This is a genomic window from Bradyrhizobium sp. i1.15.2 (assembly GCF_040548425.1).
In the GTDB taxonomy this organism is placed as follows: Bacteria; Pseudomonadota; Alphaproteobacteria; order Rhizobiales; family Xanthobacteraceae; genus Bradyrhizobium; species Bradyrhizobium canariense.
In genome coordinates, this window is the sequence record NZ_JBEPRQ010000007.1 from 81,648 (window position 1) to 104,214 (window position 22,567).

General features: G+C 64.5%; 22 protein-coding genes. 11 read left to right on the forward strand and 11 right to left on the reverse strand.

Annotated elements, in window-relative coordinates; translation table 11 throughout:
* Positions 1 to 14 precede the first annotated feature (14 nt).
* From ABIB80_RS15205 to ABIB80_RS15225, 5 genes are all read right to left on the reverse strand, one after another.
* A complete protein-coding gene (locus tag ABIB80_RS15205; RefSeq protein ID WP_354127842.1) occupies positions 15 to 842 on the reverse strand; it encodes a class II glutamine amidotransferase in 828 nt (275 codons plus the stop codon).
* 92 nt (positions 843 to 934) lie between these two features.
* Complete coding sequence (locus ABIB80_RS15210; RefSeq protein ID WP_007592555.1) at positions 935 to 1,561, reverse strand: FMN-binding negative transcriptional regulator; 627 nt, start codon at positions 1,559 to 1,561, stop codon at positions 935 to 937.
* A 74-nt stretch (positions 1,562 to 1,635) separates the two neighbouring features.
* Positions 1,636 to 3,102 carry a MocR-like pyridoxine biosynthesis transcription factor PdxR gene (gene pdxR, locus ABIB80_RS15215; RefSeq protein WP_007592553.1) on the reverse strand — a complete coding sequence of 489 codons (1,467 nt, stop codon included), beginning with the start codon at positions 3,100 to 3,102 and terminating at the stop codon, positions 1,636 to 1,638.
* Between the two features lie 50 nt (positions 3,103 to 3,152).
* Positions 3,153 to 3,749, reverse strand: a complete 597-nt coding sequence (locus ABIB80_RS15220; RefSeq protein WP_007592552.1) for a redoxin domain-containing protein — start codon at positions 3,747 to 3,749, stop codon at positions 3,153 to 3,155.
* Between the two features lie 15 nt (positions 3,750 to 3,764).
* Entirely contained in the window at positions 3,765 to 5,522 is a 1,758-nt protein-coding gene (locus tag ABIB80_RS15225) for an MOSC domain-containing protein (RefSeq protein ID WP_354127843.1), read from the reverse strand.
* 165 nt (positions 5,523 to 5,687) lie between these two features.
* On the opposite strand from ABIB80_RS15225, the gene ABIB80_RS15230 reads away from it, so the two are divergent.
* The 5 genes from ABIB80_RS15230 (at position 5,688) to ABIB80_RS15250 (ending at position 8,433) form a co-directional block, all read left to right on the forward strand.
* Complete coding sequence (locus tag ABIB80_RS15230) at positions 5,688 to 6,068, forward strand: nuclear transport factor 2 family protein (RefSeq protein ID WP_007592548.1); 381 nt, start codon at positions 5,688 to 5,690, stop codon at positions 6,066 to 6,068.
* Positions 6,069 to 6,344: 276 nt separating this feature from the next.
* On the forward strand, positions 6,345 to 6,818 hold the full coding sequence (locus ABIB80_RS15235; protein ID WP_027569422.1) for a tellurite resistance TerB family protein: 474 nt from the start codon (positions 6,345 to 6,347) through the stop codon (positions 6,816 to 6,818).
* 2 nt (positions 6,819 to 6,820) lie between these two features.
* Positions 6,821 to 7,183, forward strand: coding sequence for a hypothetical protein (locus ABIB80_RS15240; RefSeq protein ID WP_354127844.1), 363 nt, complete (start codon positions 6,821 to 6,823; stop codon positions 7,181 to 7,183).
* Complete coding sequence (locus tag ABIB80_RS15245) at positions 7,180 to 7,815, forward strand: TerC family protein (protein ID WP_007592545.1); 636 nt, start codon at positions 7,180 to 7,182, stop codon at positions 7,813 to 7,815. The genes ABIB80_RS15240 and ABIB80_RS15245 overlap by 4 nt, the downstream gene beginning before the upstream one ends.
* A 33-nt stretch (positions 7,816 to 7,848) precedes the next feature.
* Positions 7,849 to 8,433 carry a TIGR00645 family protein gene (locus ABIB80_RS15250; protein WP_354127845.1) on the forward strand — a complete coding sequence of 195 codons (585 nt, stop codon included), beginning with the start codon at positions 7,849 to 7,851 and terminating at the stop codon, positions 8,431 to 8,433.
* A 37-nt stretch (positions 8,434 to 8,470) separates the two neighbouring features.
* Here the strand turns inward: ABIB80_RS15250 and ABIB80_RS15255 are convergent, their stop codons facing one another.
* Positions 8,471 to 9,418, reverse strand: a complete 948-nt coding sequence (locus ABIB80_RS15255; protein WP_219682549.1) for a helix-turn-helix domain-containing protein — start codon at positions 9,416 to 9,418, stop codon at positions 8,471 to 8,473.
* A 95-nt stretch (positions 9,419 to 9,513) separates the two neighbouring features.
* Positions 9,514 to 10,452 (reverse strand): LysR family transcriptional regulator, encoded by a 939-nt coding sequence (locus tag ABIB80_RS15260; protein ID WP_007592541.1) that lies wholly within the window; start codon positions 10,450 to 10,452, stop codon positions 9,514 to 9,516.
* Between the two features lie 157 nt (positions 10,453 to 10,609).
* Between ABIB80_RS15260 and ABIB80_RS15265 the strand changes: the two genes are divergently transcribed.
* Positions 10,610 to 11,185 carry a hypothetical protein gene (locus ABIB80_RS15265; RefSeq protein ID WP_354127846.1) on the forward strand — a complete coding sequence of 192 codons (576 nt, stop codon included), beginning with the start codon at positions 10,610 to 10,612 and terminating at the stop codon, positions 11,183 to 11,185.
* A gap of 33 nt (positions 11,186 to 11,218) precedes the next feature.
* Here the strand turns inward: ABIB80_RS15265 and ABIB80_RS15270 are convergent, their stop codons facing one another.
* On the reverse strand, positions 11,219 to 12,301 hold the full coding sequence (locus ABIB80_RS15270; protein ID WP_354127847.1) for a substrate-binding domain-containing protein: 1,083 nt from the start codon (positions 12,299 to 12,301) through the stop codon (positions 11,219 to 11,221).
* Between the two features lie 113 nt (positions 12,302 to 12,414).
* Here ABIB80_RS15270 and ABIB80_RS15275 point away from each other — a divergent pair, with 113 nt between their 5' ends.
* Both ABIB80_RS15275 and ABIB80_RS15280 read left to right on the forward strand, forming a co-directional pair.
* On the forward strand, positions 12,415 to 13,899 hold the full coding sequence (locus ABIB80_RS15275; protein WP_219682586.1) for an aldehyde dehydrogenase family protein: 1,485 nt from the start codon (positions 12,415 to 12,417) through the stop codon (positions 13,897 to 13,899).
* Between the two features lie 188 nt (positions 13,900 to 14,087).
* Entirely contained in the window at positions 14,088 to 14,351 is a 264-nt protein-coding gene (locus tag ABIB80_RS15280; RefSeq protein WP_007592535.1) for a hypothetical protein, read from the forward strand.
* Positions 14,352 to 14,481: 130 nt separating this feature from the next.
* Here ABIB80_RS15280 and ABIB80_RS15285 read toward each other — a convergent pair whose 3' ends face one another.
* Together ABIB80_RS15285 and ABIB80_RS15290 are read right to left on the reverse strand one after the other, a co-directional pair.
* Positions 14,482 to 16,290, reverse strand: a complete 1,809-nt coding sequence (locus ABIB80_RS15285; RefSeq protein ID WP_354127848.1) for an adenylate/guanylate cyclase domain-containing protein — start codon at positions 16,288 to 16,290, stop codon at positions 14,482 to 14,484.
* A 136-nt stretch (positions 16,291 to 16,426) separates the two neighbouring features.
* Positions 16,427 to 17,323, reverse strand: a complete 897-nt coding sequence (locus ABIB80_RS15290; protein ID WP_354127849.1) for an alpha/beta hydrolase family protein — start codon at positions 17,321 to 17,323, stop codon at positions 16,427 to 16,429.
* Between the two features lie 181 nt (positions 17,324 to 17,504).
* Here ABIB80_RS15290 and ABIB80_RS15295 point away from each other — a divergent pair, with 181 nt between their 5' ends.
* The 3 genes from ABIB80_RS15295 to ABIB80_RS15305 all read left to right on the forward strand — a co-directional run bounded on the left by ABIB80_RS15295 (position 17,505) and on the right by ABIB80_RS15305 (position 21,107).
* Entirely contained in the window at positions 17,505 to 18,893 is a 1,389-nt protein-coding gene (locus ABIB80_RS15295) for a class II 3-deoxy-7-phosphoheptulonate synthase (RefSeq protein ID WP_219682552.1), read from the forward strand.
* A 4-nt stretch (positions 18,894 to 18,897) separates the two neighbouring features.
* Positions 18,898 to 19,251: a diacylglycerol kinase gene (locus tag ABIB80_RS15300; protein WP_354127850.1), complete on the forward strand. Its 354-nt coding sequence runs from the start codon at positions 18,898 to 18,900 to the stop codon at positions 19,249 to 19,251.
* Between the two features lie 98 nt (positions 19,252 to 19,349).
* Positions 19,350 to 21,107, forward strand: a complete 1,758-nt coding sequence (locus ABIB80_RS15305; protein ID WP_354127851.1) for an NAD+ synthase — start codon at positions 19,350 to 19,352, stop codon at positions 21,105 to 21,107.
* A 167-nt stretch (positions 21,108 to 21,274) separates the two neighbouring features.
* Here ABIB80_RS15305 and ABIB80_RS15310 read toward each other — a convergent pair whose 3' ends face one another.
* The gene (locus ABIB80_RS15310; RefSeq protein WP_035992901.1) at positions 21,275 to 22,462 is read right to left on the reverse strand and encodes a DUF2865 domain-containing protein; all 1,188 of its coding nucleotides are present in this window, start codon (positions 22,460 to 22,462) and stop codon (positions 21,275 to 21,277) included.
* Positions 22,463 to 22,567: the final 105 nt, after the last annotated feature.

Sequence of the window (22,567 nt, forward strand, 5' to 3'; positions counted from 1 at the left end):
CCCGGCCAAGGTATTTACCTGCGGGCGTTAATCCTTCTGACGGGGGCGGGTTCCGCGTCGAGCCCACCGGAAATTGCAAGGTCGAACGGAACAATTTTCGCGCTTTCGGACGCACGTGCGACCAGCGCGTGATTCGCGGGCACTTCCGTCCAGTCCGTTTCCTTGTCGAACGGCTCGGACACGACGATGACCTGGCCGCCAGCCTCGCGGAAATACAGCGTGTTGGCGGCATCGTTGACCGCGCCCCGGAAGGCATAGAGATCGCGGCCGTTGGCGATGGCACTGGTGAAGCGTAGCCGCTCACGAAGCTCGCCTTCGTTGACGAGATCGACGAGGGCCCGCAGCACGCGATGCGTCGCACCCAAGGGATCGGCATCGAGCCCCGCGCCCATCATGGCGAGAAATACGGCTTCCGAATCGGTCGTGCCTGTCCGCGAAGGATAGTAGGCGTCGGGGATCAGCGCCTCGACCTTGCGCCGTAGGCGATTCCAGCTGCCGACGAAACCGTTGTGCATGAACATCCAGTGGCCGCAGGCAAAGGGATGACAGTTCTGCCGTGTCACCGCCGTGCCGGTGGCGGCGCGCACATGGGCGAAGAACAGATGCGAGCGCAGATGCCGGCAGAGATAGCGGAGATTTTCGTCCGACCAGGCCGGGCGTGTTTCACGATAAAGACCAGGCTCCGGATGCTCGCCGTACCAGCCGAGACCGAAGCCGTCGCCATTCGAGCCGGCCGTCGACTGGAGCGAGCGGATGCTTTGCGCGATCAGCGAATGCTCGGGCTCGGTGACGTAGGGCTCGAAAGACGTGGTCTCGCCACGGTATGCGATCCAGCGACACATGGGAATCCTGTCAGGAGATGCTTGCTGAAATGTATCAACGAACCTGACAGGAGGATGGTTCCCGACAGCGAGTGTCGGGAACCAAGTGGTCACTACACCGGCACCGGAATCAATGGAGCAACCTCGCGATCCAGCGCGTTCTCGCTAGCTGCGAGACCTTGTGCGACGCCGACCCGGTCGGCCTCGGGACGGTTCTGGCTCATCTTGCGCTTGCCTTCGAACCGCATGACGGGAATGCGCACGCCGACGATTCCGCGCAGCTGCGCGGCGATGAAATCCGCAGGGGCATCCGTCACGGCCCAAGGCTTGGCACGCGATCCTTCGTGCCTGTTCGTGAGCCGCGTCACGGCGTCGAGCAGGCGCTCGGGCTCCTGGAAGAATTCGACCGGGCCGTAGGCATGCACCGCGACGTAGTTCCAGGTCGGCACGACCTTTTCGGTCTCCTGCTTGGTCGCGTACCAGGACGGCGTCACATAGGCGTCGGGACCGCTGAAGATCGCCAGCGCATCTCCGATCGGCGGCAGTTTCCATTGCGGATTGGCTTTCGCCACATGTCCGTACAGCACGCCATGCTCGCCTTCGCTCTCATCGAGAAAGAGCGGCAGCGGTGTGGCGACCGGGCCTTCGGTGGTGGCCGTGACCAGACTGGCGAGGCGGGCGCCGCGAATGGTCGCCCGGATGCTCTCGATATCGTCCTTGAAGGCGGGAGGGATGTACATGGTCTATCTCCGGTGTTGGTCTGGAGATAGCCGGAATCTGGCCTATAATAAACTGCCAGTTATCGCCTATTTAATCAGTCCAGTTCGGCGACGGCCTGTGCGAGAAGCCTGCAGCCGCGCTCGATCTGTGACACCTCCAGTGCCGAATAGCCCATGACGAGGCCGACTGTCTTCCGCGGTCGGCGAGGTCCGACGAACAGTGCCGAGACGGGATAGATGCCGACGCCCTTTGCATGGGCCGCCTTGATCAACGCGTCCTCTCGCTTCTGTGGCAGGTTGTCGAACCACGCCACGATGTGCAGGCCGGCGGCCGTGCCCTCGATCCGGACGCGATCCCCGAACCGGCGGCGAAGCGCGTCGAGCAGCGTGCGCTGGCGTTCGGCGTTGCGCCGGCGCACGCGTCTGATGTGGCCGTCATAGGCGCCGCTTTCCAGCATCGACGCGAGTGCGTCCTGTTCGATCAGCGGCGTGTGCCGGTCCATGATCTGCTTGGCGGCGGCGAACAGGGATCGCAGGGCGCTGGGCACCACCAGATATCCAATCCGCAAGGTCGGCGACAGCGTCTTGGAGACGGTGCCGAGATAGATCACGTTGCCGCCGCCTTCCAGCGCATGCAGCGGCGGGATCGGCTTGGTGTCGTAGCGATACTCGCTGTCGTAATCGTCCTCGATCACGTAGGCGTCGTTTGCCCTGGCCCAGGCGAGCAATTGGTGCCGGCGTCCGATCGGCATGACGCCGCCGAGCGGATATTGATGCGACGGCGTGACATAGGCGAGGCGGGCTTCGACGCCCTCGAGCCGCGTGGTCTCCAGTCCATCCGCGTCGACCGGGATCGGGATCGTCTTGGCGCCCGTCGCCGCAAAAGTATGCCGCGCCATCTGGTAGCCGGGATCCTCCATCACGAAGCGGTCGCCGGCATCGAGCAGCAGGCGCGCGCAGATGTCGAGGCCTTGCTGCGAGCCGTTGACGACGACGATCTGATCGACCTCGCAGCGGACGCTGCGCGACCGCCACAGATAGCCTTGGAGCGCGGTCCGCAGCCGCAGCGCGCCGCAGGGGTCATCATAGGCCAGCCGCTCGGGCTTGCGTGCCATCGCAGCAGTCACGGCCTTCTTCCATGCCACTACCGGGAAATCCGACGGCGCGAGCTCGCCATAGCGGAAGTTGGCGACGAGCCCGCGCGGCGGCTCGGTCCAGCGCGGCGGATCTTGAAGCAACCGGTCCCCGAAAGCCGACAGCCGCACCTTCCGCGCCGACGGTCGCGACACTACGCGCGCGTGTCCTCGCTCGACGACGGCGCGAGCCACACGCGGCCGCGCGCCATGGCGTGTCTCGATGAAGCCTTCGGCGGCGAGCTGTTCGTAGGCGATCGTCACGGTCGAGCGTGCCACGCCCATCTCGCCGGCCAGCGCGCGGGAGGACGGCAGCAAACCGTCGATCCCGTACACCCGCGCCAGGATCTGATCTCTCAAGGCCTCGTAGATCTGGCGCGCGCCCATGCGGTCGGCACGGGGCGCGGGATTGGTCTTCATCTGGGTCATCCACATTCCAAGCCGGCATTCGCCCGAGCGGACGATGTCGGAATGTGGTTCTAATCCCGTTCGCCGAGAGTTTCGACGTAAGCCTTGCCGTAGGGATGAAAATGCTCCTTGCGGCCCTGGTCCCACAGTGCCCTAAGGCCGGGCGTCGTGATGTCCCAATCCGGCCGGCACTTCATGCCGACTGCCCTGAGGTCCTGGCGGAGCTCTTCGACGGTTGGACGGCCGAAGAACCAATAGCCGTTGTAGATCTTGTGAATGACGAGGCCGGGCTCGAGCACGATCACGTGCGGAATCATCGGATTGTGGACGGGGTCGGTGTATTCGGCGATGTCGAGATCCTTCTGAACGAGGCGCCGCGAATCCGAGAGGAAGGGCCAGTGCGCTCCGACGCCGCTGCGATATTCGCTGGTCTGGGTGATGTTGTCGGTCGTGATCGTGACCATCCGGCAATAGCCCACCTCCATCTCGCGATGGAGCTGGAGCAAGCCTTCGGCCTGGCGGCGATCCTTCGGACAGTATCCGCCGCGGCCGAGCACGAGCACCATGGGAGCGCCCGCCTGCAGTTCGGAGAGCTTTCGGTGCTTGCCGGTGTGGTCGCTGAGCTCGTAATCCGGGAAGGTTACTCCCGGCATGATGTCAGGTCGCATTACGCTCTCCCAGTTTTACAGATCAATCACGACGTCGTTTCGGGGCCGTGCGCAGCAGATCAGGACATTGCCGTCCGCCGGCGGATCGAGCGGATCCGGCGCATAGTCGACCGTCCCCGCGATCAATCCGCTCTCGCAATTATGGCAGACGCCGGTCCGGCACGACCAGCGCACGGGGACGTCGCAAGCTTCGGCCAATTCCAGCAGGCTGGCATAGGCCGGTCCCCAGCACACGTTGAGGCCGCTGCGGGCGAACGAAACCATCGAGCCGGGGCCAGGAGCGCCGACCGGCGGGTGCGCTCGCTTCTGCGGGGAGGACGCTATGCCAGGCGTCAAGGATGGTCCGGCGCCGAACAATTCGGTGTGGATGCGATCCGGTGCGATGCCCAACGTGGTGAGGCCAGCTTTCAGATCGCTCATGAAAGCTGCCGGTCCGCACAGATAGAAATCGCCGTCACGCGGCACGCTCAGGCTCTGGAGCAGGCGTGCGTCGAGATGTCCGGCTGTATCGAACGCCACATTGAGACGATCGCCCGGGTCAGGCGCGCTGTAGCAGACGTGGCTATGGTGACGAGAGAGCCCTCCTAGCAACTCGCGCGTCTCGGCGGCGAACGCATGTTCGCGGCCGTTGCGGGTGCCGTGCAGCCACCATACGTCCCGCGTCGTGCCTTCGGCGGCGAGAGCGTGGAGCATCGCGAGCACCGGGGTGACGCCGATACCGGCGCTCAGCAGGACGACGGGCCCGGTGCCCGGTTGTAGCGTGAAACTGCCGCGTGGCGCACCGAGCTGCACGGCAGCGCCGTCCACCAGCTCGTCGGCGATGTAACGGCTGGCGGCGCCGTGAACTTCGCGCTTGATGCTGATGCGATAGGACGCGGCATCGGAGCCGCTCGACAGCGAATAGCTGCGCGTCATCGGCTGCGCACGGGAAGGCTCGAGCCTGATGACGACGAACTGACCGGGCAGGGCGGCCGCCACGGGATGTCCGTCGACGGGTTCGAGGATCAGCGACGTCACGTTGTCGCTTTCGGCGATCTTGCGCGCCACGCGAAAGCAACGGAATCCGCGCCAGGCCGGAGGAGCGCTCGCCGCCGGCCCAAGCCCGGCGTTTCCCGCGGTCTTGTTTTCCTTCTGCTGCTCGAGCAGCGCCTCGAATGAACGGTGCCAGCCGCGGCTCAGCGCGGGAATCCGCAGCGCGCGCTCGAGGCGTTCGTGCGGATGCGGCGGCAGGTAAAGCAACGCATTGATCTCGGACACGCTCATGCGCTCGGGTCCCACGGCGATCTGCGTGATCTCGTCACCGGCCTCGACGTCGCCTTCCTCGATCACACGAAAATAGAATCCCGGCCGCCCGTGCCTGACCAGCAGCGCAGCCATGTCCGGCTCGTCCATGCGAATGCCGAGCCGGTAGCAGGTGACGCGCGGCTGGGTCACTTCGAACACCGCGGAGCCGATCCTGTAGCGGTCTCCGATGCACACGTTGGTGTCGGCGAGGCCCTCGACCGTAAAGTTCTCGCCGAACTGGCCATGAACGAGGTTCGATCGACCCAGATGCTCCTGCCAGTACCGATAGGATTCCTCCTGATAGACGAATACGGCACGATGTTCGCCGCCATGACCGGCCGTATCGCCCTGGCCGTCGCCATCGATGTTGAGCCGGCGCACCCTGCGCGGGCCTGCGACCTGCGCCTTCCAGATGCCGGTGTGGACGGTCCGACCCTGCCAGGCGACGTCGCGCGGCAGGCCGACATTGACCGAAAGCAGATTTGCCATTGCGTGTTCCCGATCTGACTGCGCGGTTCTGCCGTCATCCTTGCATTCGGATGGGGTTTTTGGCTCGTTAGTCGTTGTTAGACGTTGCGAGCAAGCCTTGCCACCGGCGGCCTTGAGGCCAATCTCAGATGGCATAACGAGAACACAGTCAAACGGGAGATCACGATGGATGATCAGGGTAAGCTGGCCGCGCTCCAGCGCCATTGGGACGCTTCGGACGCGAACGATTTCGAGGCCGAGCACGACATTTATCGCGAGGACGCGGTGCTCGACTATCCGCAATCCGGCGAGCGCATCCGCGGTCGCAGCAACATCCAGCAGAGCCGGTTCGTACAACCGAACAAGAAGCGCTTCACGGTTCGGCGCATCGTCGGCGGTAACGATCTCTGGGTAAGCGAATTCGTGCTGACCTATGACGGCGTGCCGTCCTACGTCGTGAGCATCATGGAATTCCGCGACGGTCTGGTGGCGCACGAGACGCAGTATTTCGGCGACGGGTTCGAGCCGTCGCCCTCGCGGGCGCATCTTGTCGAGCGGGTGGGGTAACACGGGCTCGGTCGCAACACGGAACCCGATGCGGCGGCTGGTCGCAGCCGCGTCGCCTTGATTCCGACAGGCCCATCTTTATGTGTGGAAGGAACAAGAATCCGGGCCCCTCTGGCGAGGACGCCGACGCTGTCGGCAAAACCTCGTGATGTCGGATGACCTGTCCCGCGCGAATGCGATGGATCGGCCGATCGTCGGGCCTTCTTGAGAGCCTCTCCGACTCAATCGTCCCCATCGCAGCTCCGTGCGGATATTTCGCAAGATACGGGAGCAACGATGTCTGACGCCAAGCATTCAAATCCGATCGAAATCGAAATCACCGAGCCGTCCAGCCTGAACGAGCAGGCTGCGGTGGCGCTGGTGATCGTCGGCGCGCTGGTTGCGGTTGCCGACCGCCAAGTTTCGCCGGTCGAACGCGACGAGGTCGTCCGTTTCATCCGGGATCGCAAGCTGGCACCGCACATATCCGAGGACCGGCTCTACGCCATGTTCGACGAGCTTGCCGAACGGCTCGAGGAACCGGATTTCGCCAATGTGGTGATCGAGAACTTGCGTCCGGTTTCGGACCTGCCGCTGTCGGCTCATTTGATGGAGCTGTCGGAGCGCGTCGCGGCCGCGGACGAGGACGTGCATCCCCACGAAGTGCAGGCGATCAAGCTGTTGCGCCTGCTGACGCTGGTGCTGCCCCGCGCAAAGCAGGTGGCGCCGGGCGCCGTGCGCGCCGAACAGCGCATCGCCGCCGAGGAGTAAGCATGAGCGCAGTTTCGGACGAGGATAAGACAGGGACTGCGGGCGCTACCGGCCAGATGGCTGGCGGCGACCCGCGCCTCGACAAGCTTGTCCATCGCCTGCCGCCGCGCATGGGCGAAACCGTCACCTATCTGCTCAAGCCGTCCAGCCGCTGGGTGAGAATCCCTTCGGGCGCGCTGCTGATTGTCGGCGGCGTGCTCTCGTTCCTGCCGGTGCTCGGCGTCTGGATGCTGCCGCTCGGCCTCGCTTTGCTCGCGGAAGACGTGCCCGCGCTGCGATCCTCGCGCAGCAAGGTTTTGGATTGGGTCGAGCGGAAGAAGCCGCAATGGCTCGATCCTGCCGCACCGAAAAATGACCAATCATGACTGAATTCATCACCACCGAAGCGTTGACCGCGCTGCTTCAGGTCGTCTTGATCGACCTCGTGCTCGCCGGCGACAACGCCGTCGTCATCGGCCTTGCCGCAGCCGGCCTGCCGGCCGAGCAGCGCCGGCGCGCCATCGTCGTCGGCATCATCGCCGCGACCGCCCTGCGCATCGTCTTTGCCGGCGTCGCGACCCAGCTTCTGCAAGTGATCGGGCTGTTGCTCGCCGGCGGCGTGCTGCTGCTCTGGGTGTGCTGGAAGATGTGGCGGGAGCTGCGCGAGCAGTCCGCGCATGCGAACGAGCTCGCGTTCAGCCATGGTGGCAGCGGCGCTGCTCCTGCCTCCCGAAAGACCTTCAGGCAGGCGGCCGTGCAGATCGTTGCCGCCGACGTCTCGATGTCGCTCGATAACGTGCTCGCGGTTGCGGGTGCTGCCCGTGAGCATCCCTACATCCTCGCCTTCGGCCTGCTGTTGTCGGTCGCGCTGATGGGCGTCGCCGCCGATTTGCTCGGCCGCGTACTCCAGAAGCAGCGCTGGATCGGTTATGTCGGCCTCGCTATCATCGTTTACGTCGCCTTCGAGATGATCTATCGCGGATCGCTCGAGCTCGCGCCTGTGATCGCGAGTCTCTGAGGCAGCGCGCCTGTCCATCATCTGGAGTGATCAATGACGTCCGAATCCAAAGCACCTTCGGTGGATACCGTGTCGGCGCCGCAAATCGGCCCGTTTGCCCAACTCATCTTTGGCTCGCGCTGGCTGCAAGTTCCGCTGTATGTCGGCCTGATCGTCGCGCAGGCCGTCTATGTGCTGCTGTTTCTGAAGGAGCTCTGGCACCTGGTCGTCCACTCGTTCGACGCCAGCGAGCAGCAGATCATGCTGGTCGTGCTCGGGCTGATCGACGTCGTGATGATTTCGAACCTGCTGGTGATGGTGATCGTCGGCGGTTACGAGACCTTCGTCTCGCGCCTGAACCTCAGCGGTCATCCGGACGAGCCGGAATGGCTCAGCCACGTCAATGCCAGCGTGCTCAAGATCAAGCTTGCGATGGCAATCATCGGCATCTCCTCGATCTCGCTGCTCAGGACTTTCATCGAGGCGGGCAATCTCGGCACGACGCGGAGCAATTTCACCGAGAGCGGCGTGATGTGGCAGGTGCTGATCCATCTGACCTTCATCATCTCCGCGATCGGCATCGCCTGGGTCGACCGCCTCAGCGAGGGCGGCCAGCGCAAGGGAGCCGGCCACGGCTGAGCGTGACCGACGGCCGCTCAAAGCCCGAAGGCTGCGCTCAGGGACGTCGGCTCCGCGCCAGCGTCTCGGAGGGTGCCTCGCCGAACGCCAATCTGTAGCCGCGCGAGAACTCACCAAGATGCCAGAAGCCGTTGCCGAGCGCTGCGGCCTTGACGCTCATGCCGCCGCCTCCGACCATGAGCTGGATGCGGGCGGACCACAGCCGCTTGAGGCGCAGATAGTGGTGCAGGCTCACGCCGTGCACCGCATGTGCGGCGGTCTGCAGCGTACGCACCGATACGCCGAGCGCAGAGGCGAGGTCGTCACTGTAGAGTGCCTTGCTGCCGGACCACATGACCATTTCGTCGAGGCGCGCGATCAGCTTGCAGTGCTTGGCGAACGATGCGCGTCGCGCAGTCAGCCCGCCGGCCGGCGCCAGGGTGTCGTCGAGGCAGGCGAGCAGCGTCTCCTGGATGGGGCGGTTGAGCGCCTCGAATTGCCGGGGATCGTTGCACGCCGAGGCGAGTGAGAACATCTCCAGGATAGCGGCACGTAGGCGCGCCATCGGATGGTCCTGCGCGCGAACATATGCGAGGCCGGTGTCGAAATCCGTCCAGCCGCGATGGCGCATGTCCGAGTTGAAGCGCAGCATCAGGTAAGTGTTGGGATGATGCTCGATCGCGTCTACGGGGGTTTTGCCGCGCATGATCGCAATCGTTGAATTGTCGACCTCGCGGCCGTTGGAGGTGGAGTGAAACGTGAGGGGGACAACGAGGCCGACACCATTGTCCGTGCCGATCTCGGCCTCAAATCGCCGTGCAAAGGAGCGCTGGAGCACGAACAGCCCATCCTGGAGCGGCAGGATGGCGCGAGACAGCGAGAATTCGCGCGGGCGGAGCGGCGTGCTGATGCCGAGGCCGAGCACCTCGTTGGCGCGAAACTCGGCGAAATCCGAGAAGCGCTCGATGCCGAGGATTCGCGAAGGCTTCAGCCGAGCTAGCGGCATTTCGGGATCCTGGCGCGAGGGATGAGCCGCAAAATACAAACGGTATCAGATGGTCGACCGTCGGCCCTATCCCGGGAAACTACTGCGACGCTTCATCACGCAACCTGCGGATAGGCCGCGTTTTCCCGCCGCTCGCGCTCGCCCAGCTCGCGCACCAGCTCCTGGAGAAAGGATTCCGTGTGGGCGGGCAGGGTGCGCTCGGCGCGAACGTAGATGCCGAGATCTGACCACACCGGACTGCCGGCATTGTCGAGTGGCAGGAAGACGAGCCGGCTGTCGCGCGACAGCCTGTCGATGCCGAGCTGGGTCTGGAAGGCGACGCCGACGCCGCGCGCGGCGAGCTCGCGCATCAGGTCGATCGAGTTGGCCTGGATGGCAGGCTCCGGCGTCTCGGACAGCTGCGCGATCAGCGGCTGGAGCAGATGATAGATCGACAGCTCCGGCAGCGCGTGGATGACGGGAAAGGCGAGACATTGGGTTAGGGTGACCGTCTTGCGGCGCGCCAGTGGATGCTCGCGCGCGACGACGGCGCCGAGGCGAAACCGTTTCAAGGCGACCTGGCGCAGGTCCGGCGGATGGCGCAGCGCCATGGCGATGCCGATGTCGGCCTCGCCGCGGCTCAGGGCCTCCAGCACATCCGACGATCCCTTCACCTCGGTGGTGAAGCTGACGCGCCGGGCGCGGCCGCGATGTGAGGCGATCAGGTCCGGCAGCACCGATTCCGTGAGCGACTCGATGCAGGCAATGCTGACGGTGCCGTGCCAGGTCCCCGACAGGGACGCGACGTCCGAGCGGAAGCGGTCGAGGTCCTGGAGCACGTTCATGACGTGCCGGGCCAACATCTCGCCGACCGTCGTCAGCGTCAGGCCGCGCGCATTGCGCTCGAACAACGGTGACCCAACCTCCTGTTCGAGCTTGAGAATCTGGCGGCTTACGGCCGACGAGGCAACGTTCAGCAGGCGCGCCGCGGCCCGAATCGAACCGGTGCGGCGGACGGCGTGGAAGTACTGGATGGCCGGTGAGTGAAAGCGCATGGGATCCCCGGCCCACTATAGCTGTTGCCGAAACGGCATCAATATGTACGAAATTCTGTGCTTTTCGAGCACGCTCCTCCCACCTAGGTTCGCGCCCGGCTTGGCCGGTCCCGCCGGACCGTCATGCCATGCGCAACGAGGCGCCAGGGGATCCGGGGTGGACGAGAACATTGTTTGCGAGGTCGCGCCGGATACGCGTCTGGTCGATCGCCGTCGCGCGGCGGCCTATGTCGGCGTCACCGCCGGACGCTTCGAGCAGCTGGTGCGCGACAGCGTCGTGCCTGCGCCTGTCATGGTGGACAACAAGCGGCGCTGGCCGCTCGCGTTGCTCGACGTCGCGAAGGACGCGGTTGTCAGCAGCAGCATGCCGTGCCTGCCGCAGGTGACGGTCGAGATTGCGCAGGACGCGCGTCCCTGCGAACGGGCCCCGGCACCGGCCTTGCACGAACTGCCGGACCAAAACTGGTTCGAGCAGCGCGCGCGGTTCGTTCAGCGCGTGCGCCGGTCGCTGCTGTCGGGCAACGAGATCCGTCTCTTGCGCGAGTTCAAGCTGCTCAGGCAGAACCAGATCAGCATGTTCGGCTATTACGGCAGCTTCGAAGCCCTGATGGTGCGCGGCTACATCGTCGAGCTCGCGCGAAAGCCGCCGTCGAGCCGTCCGCTGGTGACGTACCGGCTGACCGCGCAGGGCGAGCGGGTCCTGTCGGCGCTGAAGGACGAGCCGGCGATCTGACCGGCGCGGACAAGGCGACGGCATCCTTCGGCATTATCGCACGGCGTGCATCTCCAGAAACGCCTTCACACCGGTGACGGTGCCCGTGTCCGACGGCACATAACCCGGCAGGGTGGCGACGGCCGCGCGAAAATCGGCGCCGCGGATGATCTCCAGGATGCGCTGCATCGGCCCGGTGTCCAGGAACGCGCGCTTGCAGACGAAGAAATAATCCTCGGTCAGGAGCCGGATGAAATCGAGGCCGAAATGCCGGGCGGCGGCTTCGACGCCGAAGCTCGCATCCGCCATGCCGCTGGCGACATAGGCCGCGACCGCGGCGTGGGTGAACTCGATCTGCTGCGCGCCGTTGATGCGGCTCTCGTCAATTCCGCTTGCCGCGAGCAGTTGGTCGAACAGGAGCCGCGTGCCGGAATCGTGGTCGCGATTGACGAAGCGGACTTTTGGTCCGGTGAGATCGTCGAACGAAGCGATGCGCAGCGGATTGCCGCGCGCGACCATCAATCCCATTTCGCGTGTGACGAAGCTGATGATGCGATCCTCGCGTGGATCGAGCCATTCGCGCGCAGCCTTGATGCCCTGGGCGCGCAGCGCGCCGTGCGGCAGATGCAGGCCCGAGAGATCGCAGGCGCCCTGCGCCAGCGAGACCAGCGAATGCTGGTTGCTGACATAGCGCAGATCGACGCCGATGCCCGGCTCGCGGTCGAGGAATTCGCGCAGTTTTGCCACCGCAAAGCCGTGGCTGGCATGCACGCGGATCACCGACGGGCGCTGCTCGAGGAACGGCTTGATCTCGCTCGCCAATTCCTGCGCGAGGTTTTCAAGCTGAGGTCCGAGCCGGGCCTGCATGCGCTCGCCCGCCCACACCAGCCGCTCGCCGAACGGTGTGAGCTTTGAGCCCTTGCCGCGCTGGGTCTCGACCAGCGGCGTGCCGAAGAACTCCGACCATTGCTCGATCAGATTCCAGACATGGCGATAGGAGAGGTGCGCGTCCTTGGCCGCGCTGGTGATCTTCCCGGTCCTCCGGATTTCGTTGAGGACGCCGAGCATGATGATGGCTGTGCGCGGATTGCCCTCGCGGCGAAACCGCCATACGGCCTCGATCTCGATCTGAAGCATTGGTCCTCTTTATGAACTGGACTTCATATCAGGAGCGTCCATTTGCAAACCATATCATATTTACTCCGCTCGACAGACATCTAGTCTGGCATACCAGAACTGGAGGAAATATGATGTCTGTTGCATATGACTTTGCACATTCGCCGGCCACCGAGTTCATGTCCCGGCCACAGCATCTGCTGATCGACGGCCGCCGCGTCCCCGCAAGCTCCGGTCGCACCTTCAAGTCGCTCAATCCGGCCACCGGGCAGGTCATCGCCGTCGTCGCCGAAGGCAACGAGGCCGATGTCGAGCATGCGGTCGCCGCCGCGCGCCGGGCTTTCGAAGGCTCCTGGCGCACGATGCGGGCGTCCGAACGCGGCCAGATCCTGCTGCGCTGGGCTGACCTGCTCAAGGCCCACGCCGAGGAGATCATCGAACTCGAATCGATCGACGCCGGCAAGCCGATCTCCGCGACATCGCGGCAGGATTTTCCGGCCGCCGTCGACACGCTGATCTACTACGCCGGTTGGGCCGACAAGATCAGCGGCGACGTCGTGCCCGTGCGCGATGATGCCCTGACCTACACCGTGCGCGAGCCGGTCGGCGTGGTCGCGGCGATCGTGCCCTGGAATTTCCCGCTGATGATCGGGATGTGGAAGCTTGCGCCGGCGCTGGCCTGCGGCTGCACCATCGTGATGAAGCCGGCCGAGCTGACCTCGTTGTCGGCGCTACGCATCGCCGAGCTCGCGCTTGAAGCCGGCCTGCCGGCGGGCGTCTTCAACGTCGTCACTGGCCCCGGCCGCGTCGTCGGCGACGCGCTGGTCAATCACCCCGACGTCGACAAGGTCACCTTCACCGGCTCTCCCGGTGTCGGGCGGGGAATCATGAAGGGCGCCGCAAGCAACTTCAAGCGCGTCTCGCTCGAGCTGGGCGGCAAGTCGGCCAACGTTATTTTCGACGATGCCGATCTCGAAGCCGCATCGAAAGCTGCGGCTTCCGGCATCTTCTTCAATGCCGGCCAGGTCTGCTCGGCAGGCTCCCGCGTGCTGGTGCAGGAGAAGGCCTATGACGAGGTCGTCGAGCGACTGGCAGCGCGCGCAAAGTCGCTCAGGATCGGCGACCCGCTCGACCGCAAGACGACGCTCGGCCCCGTCATATCCGAGAAGCAGATGAAATCGGTCCTCGATTATGTCGATATCGGCCGGAAGGAGGGCGCGACCCTCGTCACCGGTGGCGAGAAGGTAGGCGATCGCGGCTACTTCATCAGCCCCGCGGTGTTCGCGAATGTCGCGCATGAGATGCGGATCTCGCAGGAAGAGATCTTTGGCCCCGTCGTCAGCGTCATCAAGTTCAAGGACGAGGCCGACGCTTTGCGGATTGCCAACGGCACGGCTTACAGCCTCGCCGCCGGCGTCTGGAGCCGCGACATCGGCAAGCTGCAGCGCTTCGCCAAGCGGGCGCGCGCGGGCACGGTCTGGATGAACACCTATGGCTACACCGACGTGCGCCTGCCCTGGGGCGGCGAGCGCGACTCCGGCCTCGGCCGCGAGCACGGCACCGCCGCGCTCGACAATTTCACCGAGCCCAAGGCTGTCTGGATGAATCTGGCCGTTTGAAACCTCCCGAGCGGCCAAGCCTTGAGCCCGCCTGATCACCCGGTCCGGCGGGCTCTTTTTTCGAGATCGGTAAAATTGTCTGCATTCCGCTCAGCGGCGGCAAACCCTGCGGACAAGAACTATACGGCCATAAACCCCGGCTTTGGAACCGGCGTGCATCCTGCCTGCAACAGGGTGGGGCATCAGCAATGTCAGTTCTCAGGGAGGTCGTCGTCGCGGTCGCGGGAGTCTACGCACTTCTGTTCGCGTGCGACGCAATGTTCGGGATCGGCGAGGCGCGCTTCGACGATGCTTATTACAGCGCCAGCTTCTACGCGCCGCGGCCAAAGGAGTTTCGTTTCGCCGGCGATACGCCGCCGGCCGTCCGCGTCAGCGACGCCTTTGCGCAATTCGCGCCCGGCGAAGCCAAGCCGAACAAGCGCTATTCGTCGCTGACGACAATCATTCGCTAGGACGCATACTCGTCGTTCCGACTGCAACCGCGGCGGTTCGCGCCCAGGCCGGCGGCTTGCCGCTTGCGTCGGACCCCCCGCTACATCACCGACACGACGGGCCGTGAATGGAAATCGGTCAACTGCCTCTTCAATCCTCCCAACCGGCTTTACGAAGACCGTCCAACATGAGGGCGTGATCTTCTGGCCGAAACCACGGTGGCCGTTGACGGACCTGAAACTCGAAGGATGCTGATGAAATTGCGATTGCTTTCTGCAGCGCATCGTCGGCTTCAGCGGTTCGACCGAGTTGGCCGAGAGCTGCGGCAAGCCAGCGGTAGGGGGAGGGAAAATCGGGAAATGTTCGGATCGCGCGCTCCGCCGCCTCGACTGTGGCCGTGTAGTCCCGGCAAAAATAGTGAGCCAACGCGACCTGGTTCAAGCGATTCACCAGCGATGGGTCACGAGGGTCCAGCCGAATGCACGTCTCGAGGGCGACGAGGCCCTCTTTGGGACAGCCAGAATACGCGAGAATGACGCCCAGCGCTCCGTGAGCCGGTGCGAGATTCGGGCAGAGTGCCAGCGCACGCTCGGCCTGCGCACGTGCTCCGCCGTGATCGCCCCGAGCGTTGAGCGCCAGCCCCAGGCGTGAGTGGGCGTCTGCGTTGCCGCGATCCAGCGCGACCGCGCGTCGCGCCAATTCTTCTTCTTCGACTTGTGTTCCTTTCGACCGACTGAGCACGGTGGAGAGCCCGATATATCCGGGCGCGAACATCGGATCGAGATCGATGGCCCGCTGAAAGAATTCTCCGGCAAGCGCATCATCCTCGGTACTCGCTTTGCCGAGATGCCACATTCCACGCTGGTAGGCGCCCCAGGCATCAAGACTTGCGGGTGGCTTGCGCATTGCCCGCTGTTGCTCGGCGCCGGCAATGACCGGCGCGATTGCGGTCGTCGTGGACTGCGCGATGTCATCCTGTACGGAGAAGATGTCCGCTATATCGCGGTCGTAGCGTTCCGCCCAGACATGATTGCCTGTCTCTGCTTCGACAAGCTGCGCGGTGACTCGGACGCGGTTGCCCGATTTTCGCAGGCCGCCCTCAAGCACATAGCGAACGCCCAGTTCGCGGCCGACTTGTTTTACGTCTACCGCGCGTCCCTTGAAGGAAAATGACGAATTGCGGGCGATGACGAACAGTGAGGAATATCGCGACAATGCCGTGATGACGTCCTCCGCGATTCCGTCCGCGAAGAACTCCTGGTCCGGATCGGGACTCATGTTCTGGAACGGCAGCACCGCGATGGACGGCTTGTCCGGAAGCGCCAGCGGTTGCGCAATTTCGGGCGCTTGTGCTGGCGTTGATGCTGCAGAGGAATTCGCATCGACAAGGAGGCGCCATGCATGCATCGGTTCGGCGATATTCTTGAGTGCTTGCAGACCCATATCGTTATAGACGACGTCTATCTTGCCGCGAATCTGCCGACGAGCATCGTCGGAGATACAGATGCCGCCGGGGTCGGCTATTCCTTCAAGGCGCGCGGCAATGTTGACGCCATCGCCGAAGATGTCGTTGTCATCGATGATGATGTCGCCGATGTGGATGCCGATCCGGAAATCGATCCTCATTGCCGCGGAGACGTCGGCGTTCTGCGCCGCCATTCTGCGCTGGACTTCGACCGCACTGCGCGCGGCGTCCACCGCACTCGCAAACTCGACCAGCATGCCGTCGCCGGTGGTCTTGACGATGCGGCCGCGATGCGCAGCGATCGTGGGGTCGACAACGATCCTTCGAGCCGCCGTCAGCCGGGCCAGCGTGCCTTCCTCGTCGGCGCCCATGAGACGGCTGTAACCGGCGACATCGGCAGCCAATACCGCTACAAGTCGTCGTTCCACGCGCTCGCCGGTCAAAATTGCCTCTAACAAAATGGCCTCTAAAATAAGATATTTGGCCCTGCGCATCAAAGCACGCAGAGCTGCTTTCGGCTAGCACCGACGTTCGTCCGGGGTCACAAGACGGAATGCCGGATCATCGTGCTCAGGTCTGCTTCACTCAGGGAAGGAGCATGTGTCGGTCCACGCCTTTCATGCTGTATTCTCATTCCCCCTGGATCCATTCCGCGACGCCACGCCACAGCGTGTCGCGATGGTCGGGGCGGAAGAAGCCGAAATGGCCGATCGCCTTGGCGCCGACGTCGGACGGCTTCACGTTGAGCACCTCCGGCTTGATCGCGGTGAATCCGCTCGCAAGCAACTCGACCGCGGGCTGCGTTGCCCAGGGATCGTCGGAGAAGCAGAGTGTGCGCAGCTCGCCCTTGAATCTGGCGAAATTCTCCAGCGCCGGCAGCTTTGAATCGAAGAGATAACGGGGGCTCGAAACCCACTTGGCCCATTGCAGGAAGACGCCCTTGGGCAGATCCTCACCGATACCGGCCCAGCCCGGCGCGTAACCGAGCGCGTGGGCGAGCGGCACGCCGACAAGATTCATGAAGGCGAAGACGCGGTATTTTTCCGGCGACGTCATCAGCCGCCAGGTCGCCGCCTGCGAAGCCACGAACGCGGCGCGCGAAATGTCCGTGTTGTTCGCGATCAGCCCGAGCGCCTGGCCGCCGAAGGAGTGACCGACATAGGCCAAGGGCAGGGTATTGTAGCGCTCGCGCATCCAGTGCACTGCGGCGGTGACATCGAGCGCGGCCCAGTCCGACATCGAGGCCTTGAAGCCGACCAGCGATTTCGGCTGGTTGTAGCCGACCATCGCCGGCAGCCGGGAGTCGCCGATGCCGCGATAGTCGTAGGTCAGGACCGCGCAGCCGCGATGGGCGAGATAGGAGGCAAAGCCGCGATAGATTTTTCGCGGGACGGCAGTCGCCGAATTCACCAGCACGGCATGGCGTTTGGTGCCGCGCGGCAGAAATAGCGTGCCGGCCAGCGCATACCCGTCGGTCGCCGGGAAGCTGATCTCGTCGATGAAAACGTCGTCCAGTGCCACGCCCATGGGCAGAAGGTATCCTGCCGGTTTCCTCGCCGTTTCCCAGCAAATGCGAATTTGGCTTTCCCCGCAAGGCTTTGCAGTGCCAATTGGATTTACAACTGGCGGCCGGTGGCCAGCCTGTGTATAAGGCGACCCTCGCAACCCACAGATCAGGTTGTGCTTTTTGCTTCACGGAGAGATTGCGATGTCCGAGCGGTGGACGCCCGAATCCTGGCGCAGCAAGCCGGTGCTACAGGTGCCCGATTATCCCGACGCCAAGGCCCTGGCCGACGTCGAGGCGCAGCTTGCGACCTTTCCGCCGCTGGTATTCGCGGGCGAGGCGCGCAATCTGAAGAAGGCCTTAGCGCGGGTCGCGGCCGGTGAGGCCTTCCTGCTGCAGGGCGGCGACTGCGCCGAGAGCTTTGCCGAGCACGGTGCCAACAACATCCGCGACTTCTTTCGTGTGCTGCTCCAGATGGCGGTGGTGCTGACCTATGCCGGCGCCGTCCCGGTGGTGAAGGTCGGGCGCGTCGCCGGCCAGTTCGCAAAACCGCGCTCCTCGCCGATGGAGAAGATCGACGGTGTCGAGCTGCCGAGCTATCGCGGCGACATCGTCAACGACATCGCCTTCACCAAGCAAGCGCGCATCCCTGATCCGCAGCGCCAGCTGATGGCCTATCGCCAGTCGGCCGCGACGCTGAACCTGTTGCGCGCGTTCGCGACCGGCGGCTACGCCAATCTCGGCAGCGTGCATCAGTGGATGCTCGGCTTCCTCAAGGACTCGCCGCAGTCCCGCCGCTACAAGGAATTGGCCGACCGCATCTCCGATGCGCTCAACTTCATGCGCGCCTGCGGCCTCGATCTCGAGGCCCACCCCGAGCTGCGCGCCACCGATTTCTACACCAGCCACGAGGCCCTGCTGCTCGGCTACGAGCAGGCCATGACCCGCGTCGATTCCACTACCGGCGACTGGTACGCGACCTCGGGTCACATGATCTGGATCGGCGACCGCACCCGCCAACTCGACCACGGCCATATCGAATATTTCCGCGGCATCAAGAATCCGATCGGGCTCAAATGCGGCCCGTCGCTCAAGCCCGACGAACTGCTGAAGCTGATCGACGTGCTCAATCCCGACAACGAACCGGGCCGGCTGACGCTGATCGGCCGCTTCGGCTCCGACAAGATCGGCGAGCACCTCCCGAACATGATCCGCGCCGTGAAGCGCGAGGGCAAAGTGGTGGTCTGGTCGTGCGATCCCATGCACGGCAACACCATCACATCGACGTCAGGTTACAAGACGCGGCCCTTCGACCGCATCCTGTCCGAGGTGAAGTCGTTCTTCGCGATCCACGCGGCGGAAGGCACCCATGCCGGCGGCGTGCATCTGGAGATGACCGGCCAGGACGTCACCGAGTGCCTCGGCGGCGCCCGTGCGATCACTGACGAGGATCTCAACGACCGCTACCACACGGTCTGCGATCCCCGGCTCAACGCCGAGCAATCCATCGACATGGCTTTCCTGGTCGCAGAACTGCTCAAGCAGGAACGCGCTGGCAAGGTCAGGCCGATCCCGGTCGCAGCGGGGCTCTAAGACCTTGCTGCGGATCTGGAAGGCCACGATCAATTCCCGTAACGGTCTGGCCTTTGCGTTCCGCTCGGAGCAGGCGGTCCGCGAGGAAATCGTTGCGCTCCTCTTGTCGCTGCCGCTCGCGTGGTTCGTCGGCGCGACTGCGATGCGCGCGGTCGAGCTGATCTGCGCGGTCGCGTTCGTGCTGGTGGTCGAGCTGCTCAATACTGCGATCGAGAAGCTTGCCGACCGGCTGACCATGGATCACGACAAGCAGATCGGACGGGTCAAAGACATGGGTTCGGCCGCGGTCGGTCTTGCGCTCCTGATGGCCGGCGCATTCTGGATCATCGCCATCATCGAGCGATTGGGATTCCTCTAAAGCGCTAATCGCGCTTTAGGTTGTTGTTTTGAGCATGATCTTTTCGGAAAACCGCTTCACACTTTTCCGGATCATGCTCTGATCGGAGCGCGGTGGCCATGACCGAACGTCTCAATGCATTCGCGGTCACGCTCGCCCAGCTCAATCCCACCATGGGCGACATCGACGGAAATGCCGCCAAAGCGCGCGCGGCGCGCGTGCAGGCAGCCGCCGACGGCGCCGATCTCCTGCTGTTTCCGGAATTGTTCATCGCCGGTTACCCGCCGGAAGATCTGGTGCAGAAGCCTTCGTTTCAGGCCGCCTGCCGCGCTGCGATCGAAGCGCTGGCGCGCGAGACCGCCGATGGCGGGCCGGCGATGCTGATCGGCACGCCCTGGGTCGAGGAGGGCAGGCTCTACAATGCCTGTGCGCTGCTCGACGGCGGCCGTATCGCTGGCTTGCGCTTCAAATGCAATCTGCCGAACTACGGCGTGTTCGACGAGAAGCGGCTGTTTTCGCGCGGTCCCGCGGCCGGCCCCGTCACCGTGCGCGGCGTGCGCATCGGTGTGCCGATCTGCGAGGACATCTGGCTGGAGGAGTCCGAGAACTACGAGAACGTGGTCGAGACGCTGGCCGAGACCGGCGCGGAGATCATCCTTGTGCCGAACGGCTCGCCTTATGCCCGCGACAAGGCCGACGTGCGCTTGTCGGTCGCGGTCGCGCGCGTCACCGAGAGCGGTCTGCCGCTGGTCTATCTCAACCAGGTTTGCGGCCAGGACGAGCTGGTGTTCGACGGTGCTTCCTTCGCGCTCAACGGCGACCTTTCGCTCGCGGCGCAATTGCCGGCGTTCGCGGAGAGCATCACCACACTGCACTTCACGAGAAGCGGCGACGATTGGCGCTGCACCGGTCCGATCGCCGCGCAGCCCGAGGGCGACCACGCCGACTACGCGGCTTGCGTGCTGGGCTTACGCGACTACGTCGCCAAGAATGGCTTTCCCGGTGTGCTACTCGGCATTTCCGGCGGTATCGACTCTGCCCTCTGCGCGGCGATCGCGGTCGATGCACTCGGTGCCGATCAGGTGCACGGCGTGATGCTGCCTTATCGCTACACCGCGGCACACTCGATCGCGGACGCCGGCGAGCTCGCCGGCCATCTCGGCATCCGCTACGAGGTGCTGCCGATCGCGGAGGCGGTGACCGGGTTCGAGACCATCCTGTCCGGCGTCTTCAAGAATCTGCCGCCCGATGTTACCGAGGAGAATCTCCAGGCCCGGACCCGTGGCACGCTGCTGATGGCGATCTCCAACAAGACCGGCCTGATGGTGCTGACCACCGGCAACAAGTCGGAAATGTCGGTCGGCTACGCCACGCTGTATGGCGACATGAACGGCGGCTTCAATCCGATCAAGGACATCTACAAGACACAGGTGTTTCGGCTCGCAAGCTTGCGCAATTCGTGGAAGCCTGAGGGGGCGCTGGGGCCGGCCGGCGAGGTGATCCCGCCCGACATCATCACGCGTCCACCGACCGCGGAGCTGCGCGAGAACCAGACCGACCAGGATTCGTTGCCCGCTTACGACGTGCTCGATGCCATCCTGGAGCGTCTGATCGAGCGCGAAGAGCCGCTCGACACAATCATCGCCGCCGGCTTCGACCGCGAGACGGTCACCCGCATCGATCATCTCCTCAATGTCGCCGAATACAAGCGCCGCCAGGCCGCGCCCGGCGTCAAGGTGACGGCCAGGAATTTCGGCCGCGACCGCCGCTATCCCATCACCAACCGCTTTCGCGATAAAGGCGAGCAGCTCGCCGCCCCGGACGAGACGCTGGTGTCGCGTGGGAGCAAAGCCTCGATCGACGCGTTCGAGGGGTAAGGCTGGCCGAAGGTCGTGGGATGGACGGTGTCGTCACGTACGACGCTGTCATCATCCGCGAAGGCGGATGATCCAGTACGCCGCGGCGGACGTTGTCGAAACCCAACTGCCGCCGCGGAGTACTGGATGCCCGCCTTCGCGGGCATGACAGTTGAATTTGTGGCCGCCTACTTCTGCTGTTGCGGCAGGAAGCTTGGCCCGACCGAACGGATCGGCTTGTTCTCGGACGAGGTCGTAGCGGTGCCGGTTTCCGCCGGCGGCGTTGCTGCCGGCGCGCCAGCCGTCGTCGTCGCCGGCGCTGCGCCCTTCTTGGCATTCGCGGGCGTGCCCTTGTTGAGCTGCCGCTGCTGCATCTTCTTGGCGCTCTCCTCGGTGACGATGATGTCACCCTGCTGCTCGGCCGACGCCTTGTCGTCGGCGGATTTGAGCGCGTCCGCCCAGGTCTGGCCCGCGGCCTTGCAGGAGCAGGACGGGTTGAACTCGCTGCGGAATTTGAACGCGGTCGGCAGCGCCGTGTAGGGCTGGCCGCTGGTGGAGACCGCGGAGTTCATATCCTCGCCGGGATTGCGATGGGTGTAGAGCACGGCTTCGGCGGCCGGGCACAGCGCCTTGCAGGTCTTCTCGTCGTCGGGGAAGCGCGCCGGCACGGTCGCAAACGAGACCGGGAAATACGCGCCGTCGCAGGTTCGCACGCACACGGTGCGATAGGTGCCTGATTGCGGGCCGAGATCGGACGGCGGCACACTTTGCGGATTGTTGGGGTTGTTGCCGCCGAACAGATTGCTCAGGAAGTTGCCGCCGCCTTGCGACTGCGCGGCGTTGGCATATTGCGGGCCGCAATTGTTCTGCGCCAGTGCTGCCAGCACCGAGCGGCGCTGGTTGTCGCGCTCGGGGCTGAAGCCGCCGGCGCCGCCGCGCAGGCGTTCGAGATTGCCGGTGATCTGGTCCAGATTGGCGCGCATCTGCTGGATCTGGGTGTTGACCGGACCGCATTGCGCGGACTGGCCGCTGAACAGCGAGAAGAAGCCGGAGGAATCGCAACCCATGCGCTTGGCCTGCATGGTGACGCGGTCGAGCTCGGCCTGCTGCTTGCTCTGCGATTCCTGATAGCGGCGGATCTGGTCTTCGCGCGCGGGATCACCGCCGTTGCCACGATCGAGACCGGCGAGCTGGCCTTCCAGGCGCGCGCACATCGGGTTGGGTCCGAGCCCGTTCTGGCCGGGCTGAGGCGGCGGTCCCGGCGGGCCGGCCTGTGCGGAGGCACCATTGGCGAGCACGACCGTGCTCAAGAGCACGGCGCAGGCAAGGATCGAGCGAGCACGGGAGAGAGACAAAAATTCAGGCATATCCGCCATTCTAGCGAGGTCACGGCCACGCGTGATGTGGGGGGCCGAAGCGCGCCCTCCCATAGCCGCTTCCTGCGGCATCGTCACGTCGTTTCAGAGGCCAGCGATTGGGCC

Coding starts and splice junctions, on each gene's coding strand:
- ABIB80_RS15205 (WP_354127842.1), bottom strand. CDS start 842: ATGTGTCGCTGGATCGCATACCGTGGCGAGACCACGTCTTTCGAGCCC.
- ABIB80_RS15210 (WP_007592555.1), bottom strand. CDS start 1,561: ATGTACATCCCTCCCGCCTTCAAGGACGATATCGAGAGCATCCGGGCG.
- pdxR (WP_007592553.1), bottom strand. CDS start 3,102: ATGACCCAGATGAAGACCAATCCCGCGCCCCGTGCCGACCGCATGGGC.
- ABIB80_RS15220 (WP_007592552.1), bottom strand. CDS start 3,749: ATGCGACCTGACATCATGCCGGGAGTAACCTTCCCGGATTACGAGCTC.
- ABIB80_RS15225 (WP_354127843.1), bottom strand. CDS start 5,522: ATGGCAAATCTGCTTTCGGTCAATGTCGGCCTGCCGCGCGACGTCGCC.
- ABIB80_RS15230 (WP_007592548.1), top strand. CDS start 5,688: ATGGATGATCAGGGTAAGCTGGCCGCGCTCCAGCGCCATTGGGACGCT.
- ABIB80_RS15235 (WP_027569422.1), top strand. CDS start 6,345: ATGTCTGACGCCAAGCATTCAAATCCGATCGAAATCGAAATCACCGAG.
- ABIB80_RS15240 (WP_354127844.1), top strand. CDS start 6,821: ATGAGCGCAGTTTCGGACGAGGATAAGACAGGGACTGCGGGCGCTACC.
- ABIB80_RS15245 (WP_007592545.1), top strand. CDS start 7,180: ATGACTGAATTCATCACCACCGAAGCGTTGACCGCGCTGCTTCAGGTC.
- ABIB80_RS15250 (WP_354127845.1), top strand. CDS start 7,849: ATGACGTCCGAATCCAAAGCACCTTCGGTGGATACCGTGTCGGCGCCG.
- ABIB80_RS15255 (WP_219682549.1), bottom strand. CDS start 9,418: ATGCCGCTAGCTCGGCTGAAGCCTTCGCGAATCCTCGGCATCGAGCGC.
- ABIB80_RS15260 (WP_007592541.1), bottom strand. CDS start 10,452: ATGCGCTTTCACTCACCGGCCATCCAGTACTTCCACGCCGTCCGCCGC.
- ABIB80_RS15270 (WP_354127847.1), bottom strand. CDS start 12,301: ATGCTTCAGATCGAGATCGAGGCCGTATGGCGGTTTCGCCGCGAGGGC.
- ABIB80_RS15275 (WP_219682586.1), top strand. CDS start 12,415: ATGTCTGTTGCATATGACTTTGCACATTCGCCGGCCACCGAGTTCATG.
- ABIB80_RS15280 (WP_007592535.1), top strand. CDS start 14,088: ATGTCAGTTCTCAGGGAGGTCGTCGTCGCGGTCGCGGGAGTCTACGCA.
- ABIB80_RS15285 (WP_354127848.1), bottom strand. CDS start 16,290: ATGCGCAGGGCCAAATATCTTATTTTAGAGGCCATTTTGTTAGAGGCA.
- ABIB80_RS15290 (WP_354127849.1), bottom strand. CDS start 17,323: ATGGGCGTGGCACTGGACGACGTTTTCATCGACGAGATCAGCTTCCCG.
- ABIB80_RS15295 (WP_219682552.1), top strand. CDS start 17,505: ATGTCCGAGCGGTGGACGCCCGAATCCTGGCGCAGCAAGCCGGTGCTA.
- ABIB80_RS15305 (WP_354127851.1), top strand. CDS start 19,350: ATGACCGAACGTCTCAATGCATTCGCGGTCACGCTCGCCCAGCTCAAT.
- ABIB80_RS15310 (WP_035992901.1), bottom strand. CDS start 22,462: ATGGCGGATATGCCTGAATTTTTGTCTCTCTCCCGTGCTCGCTCGATC.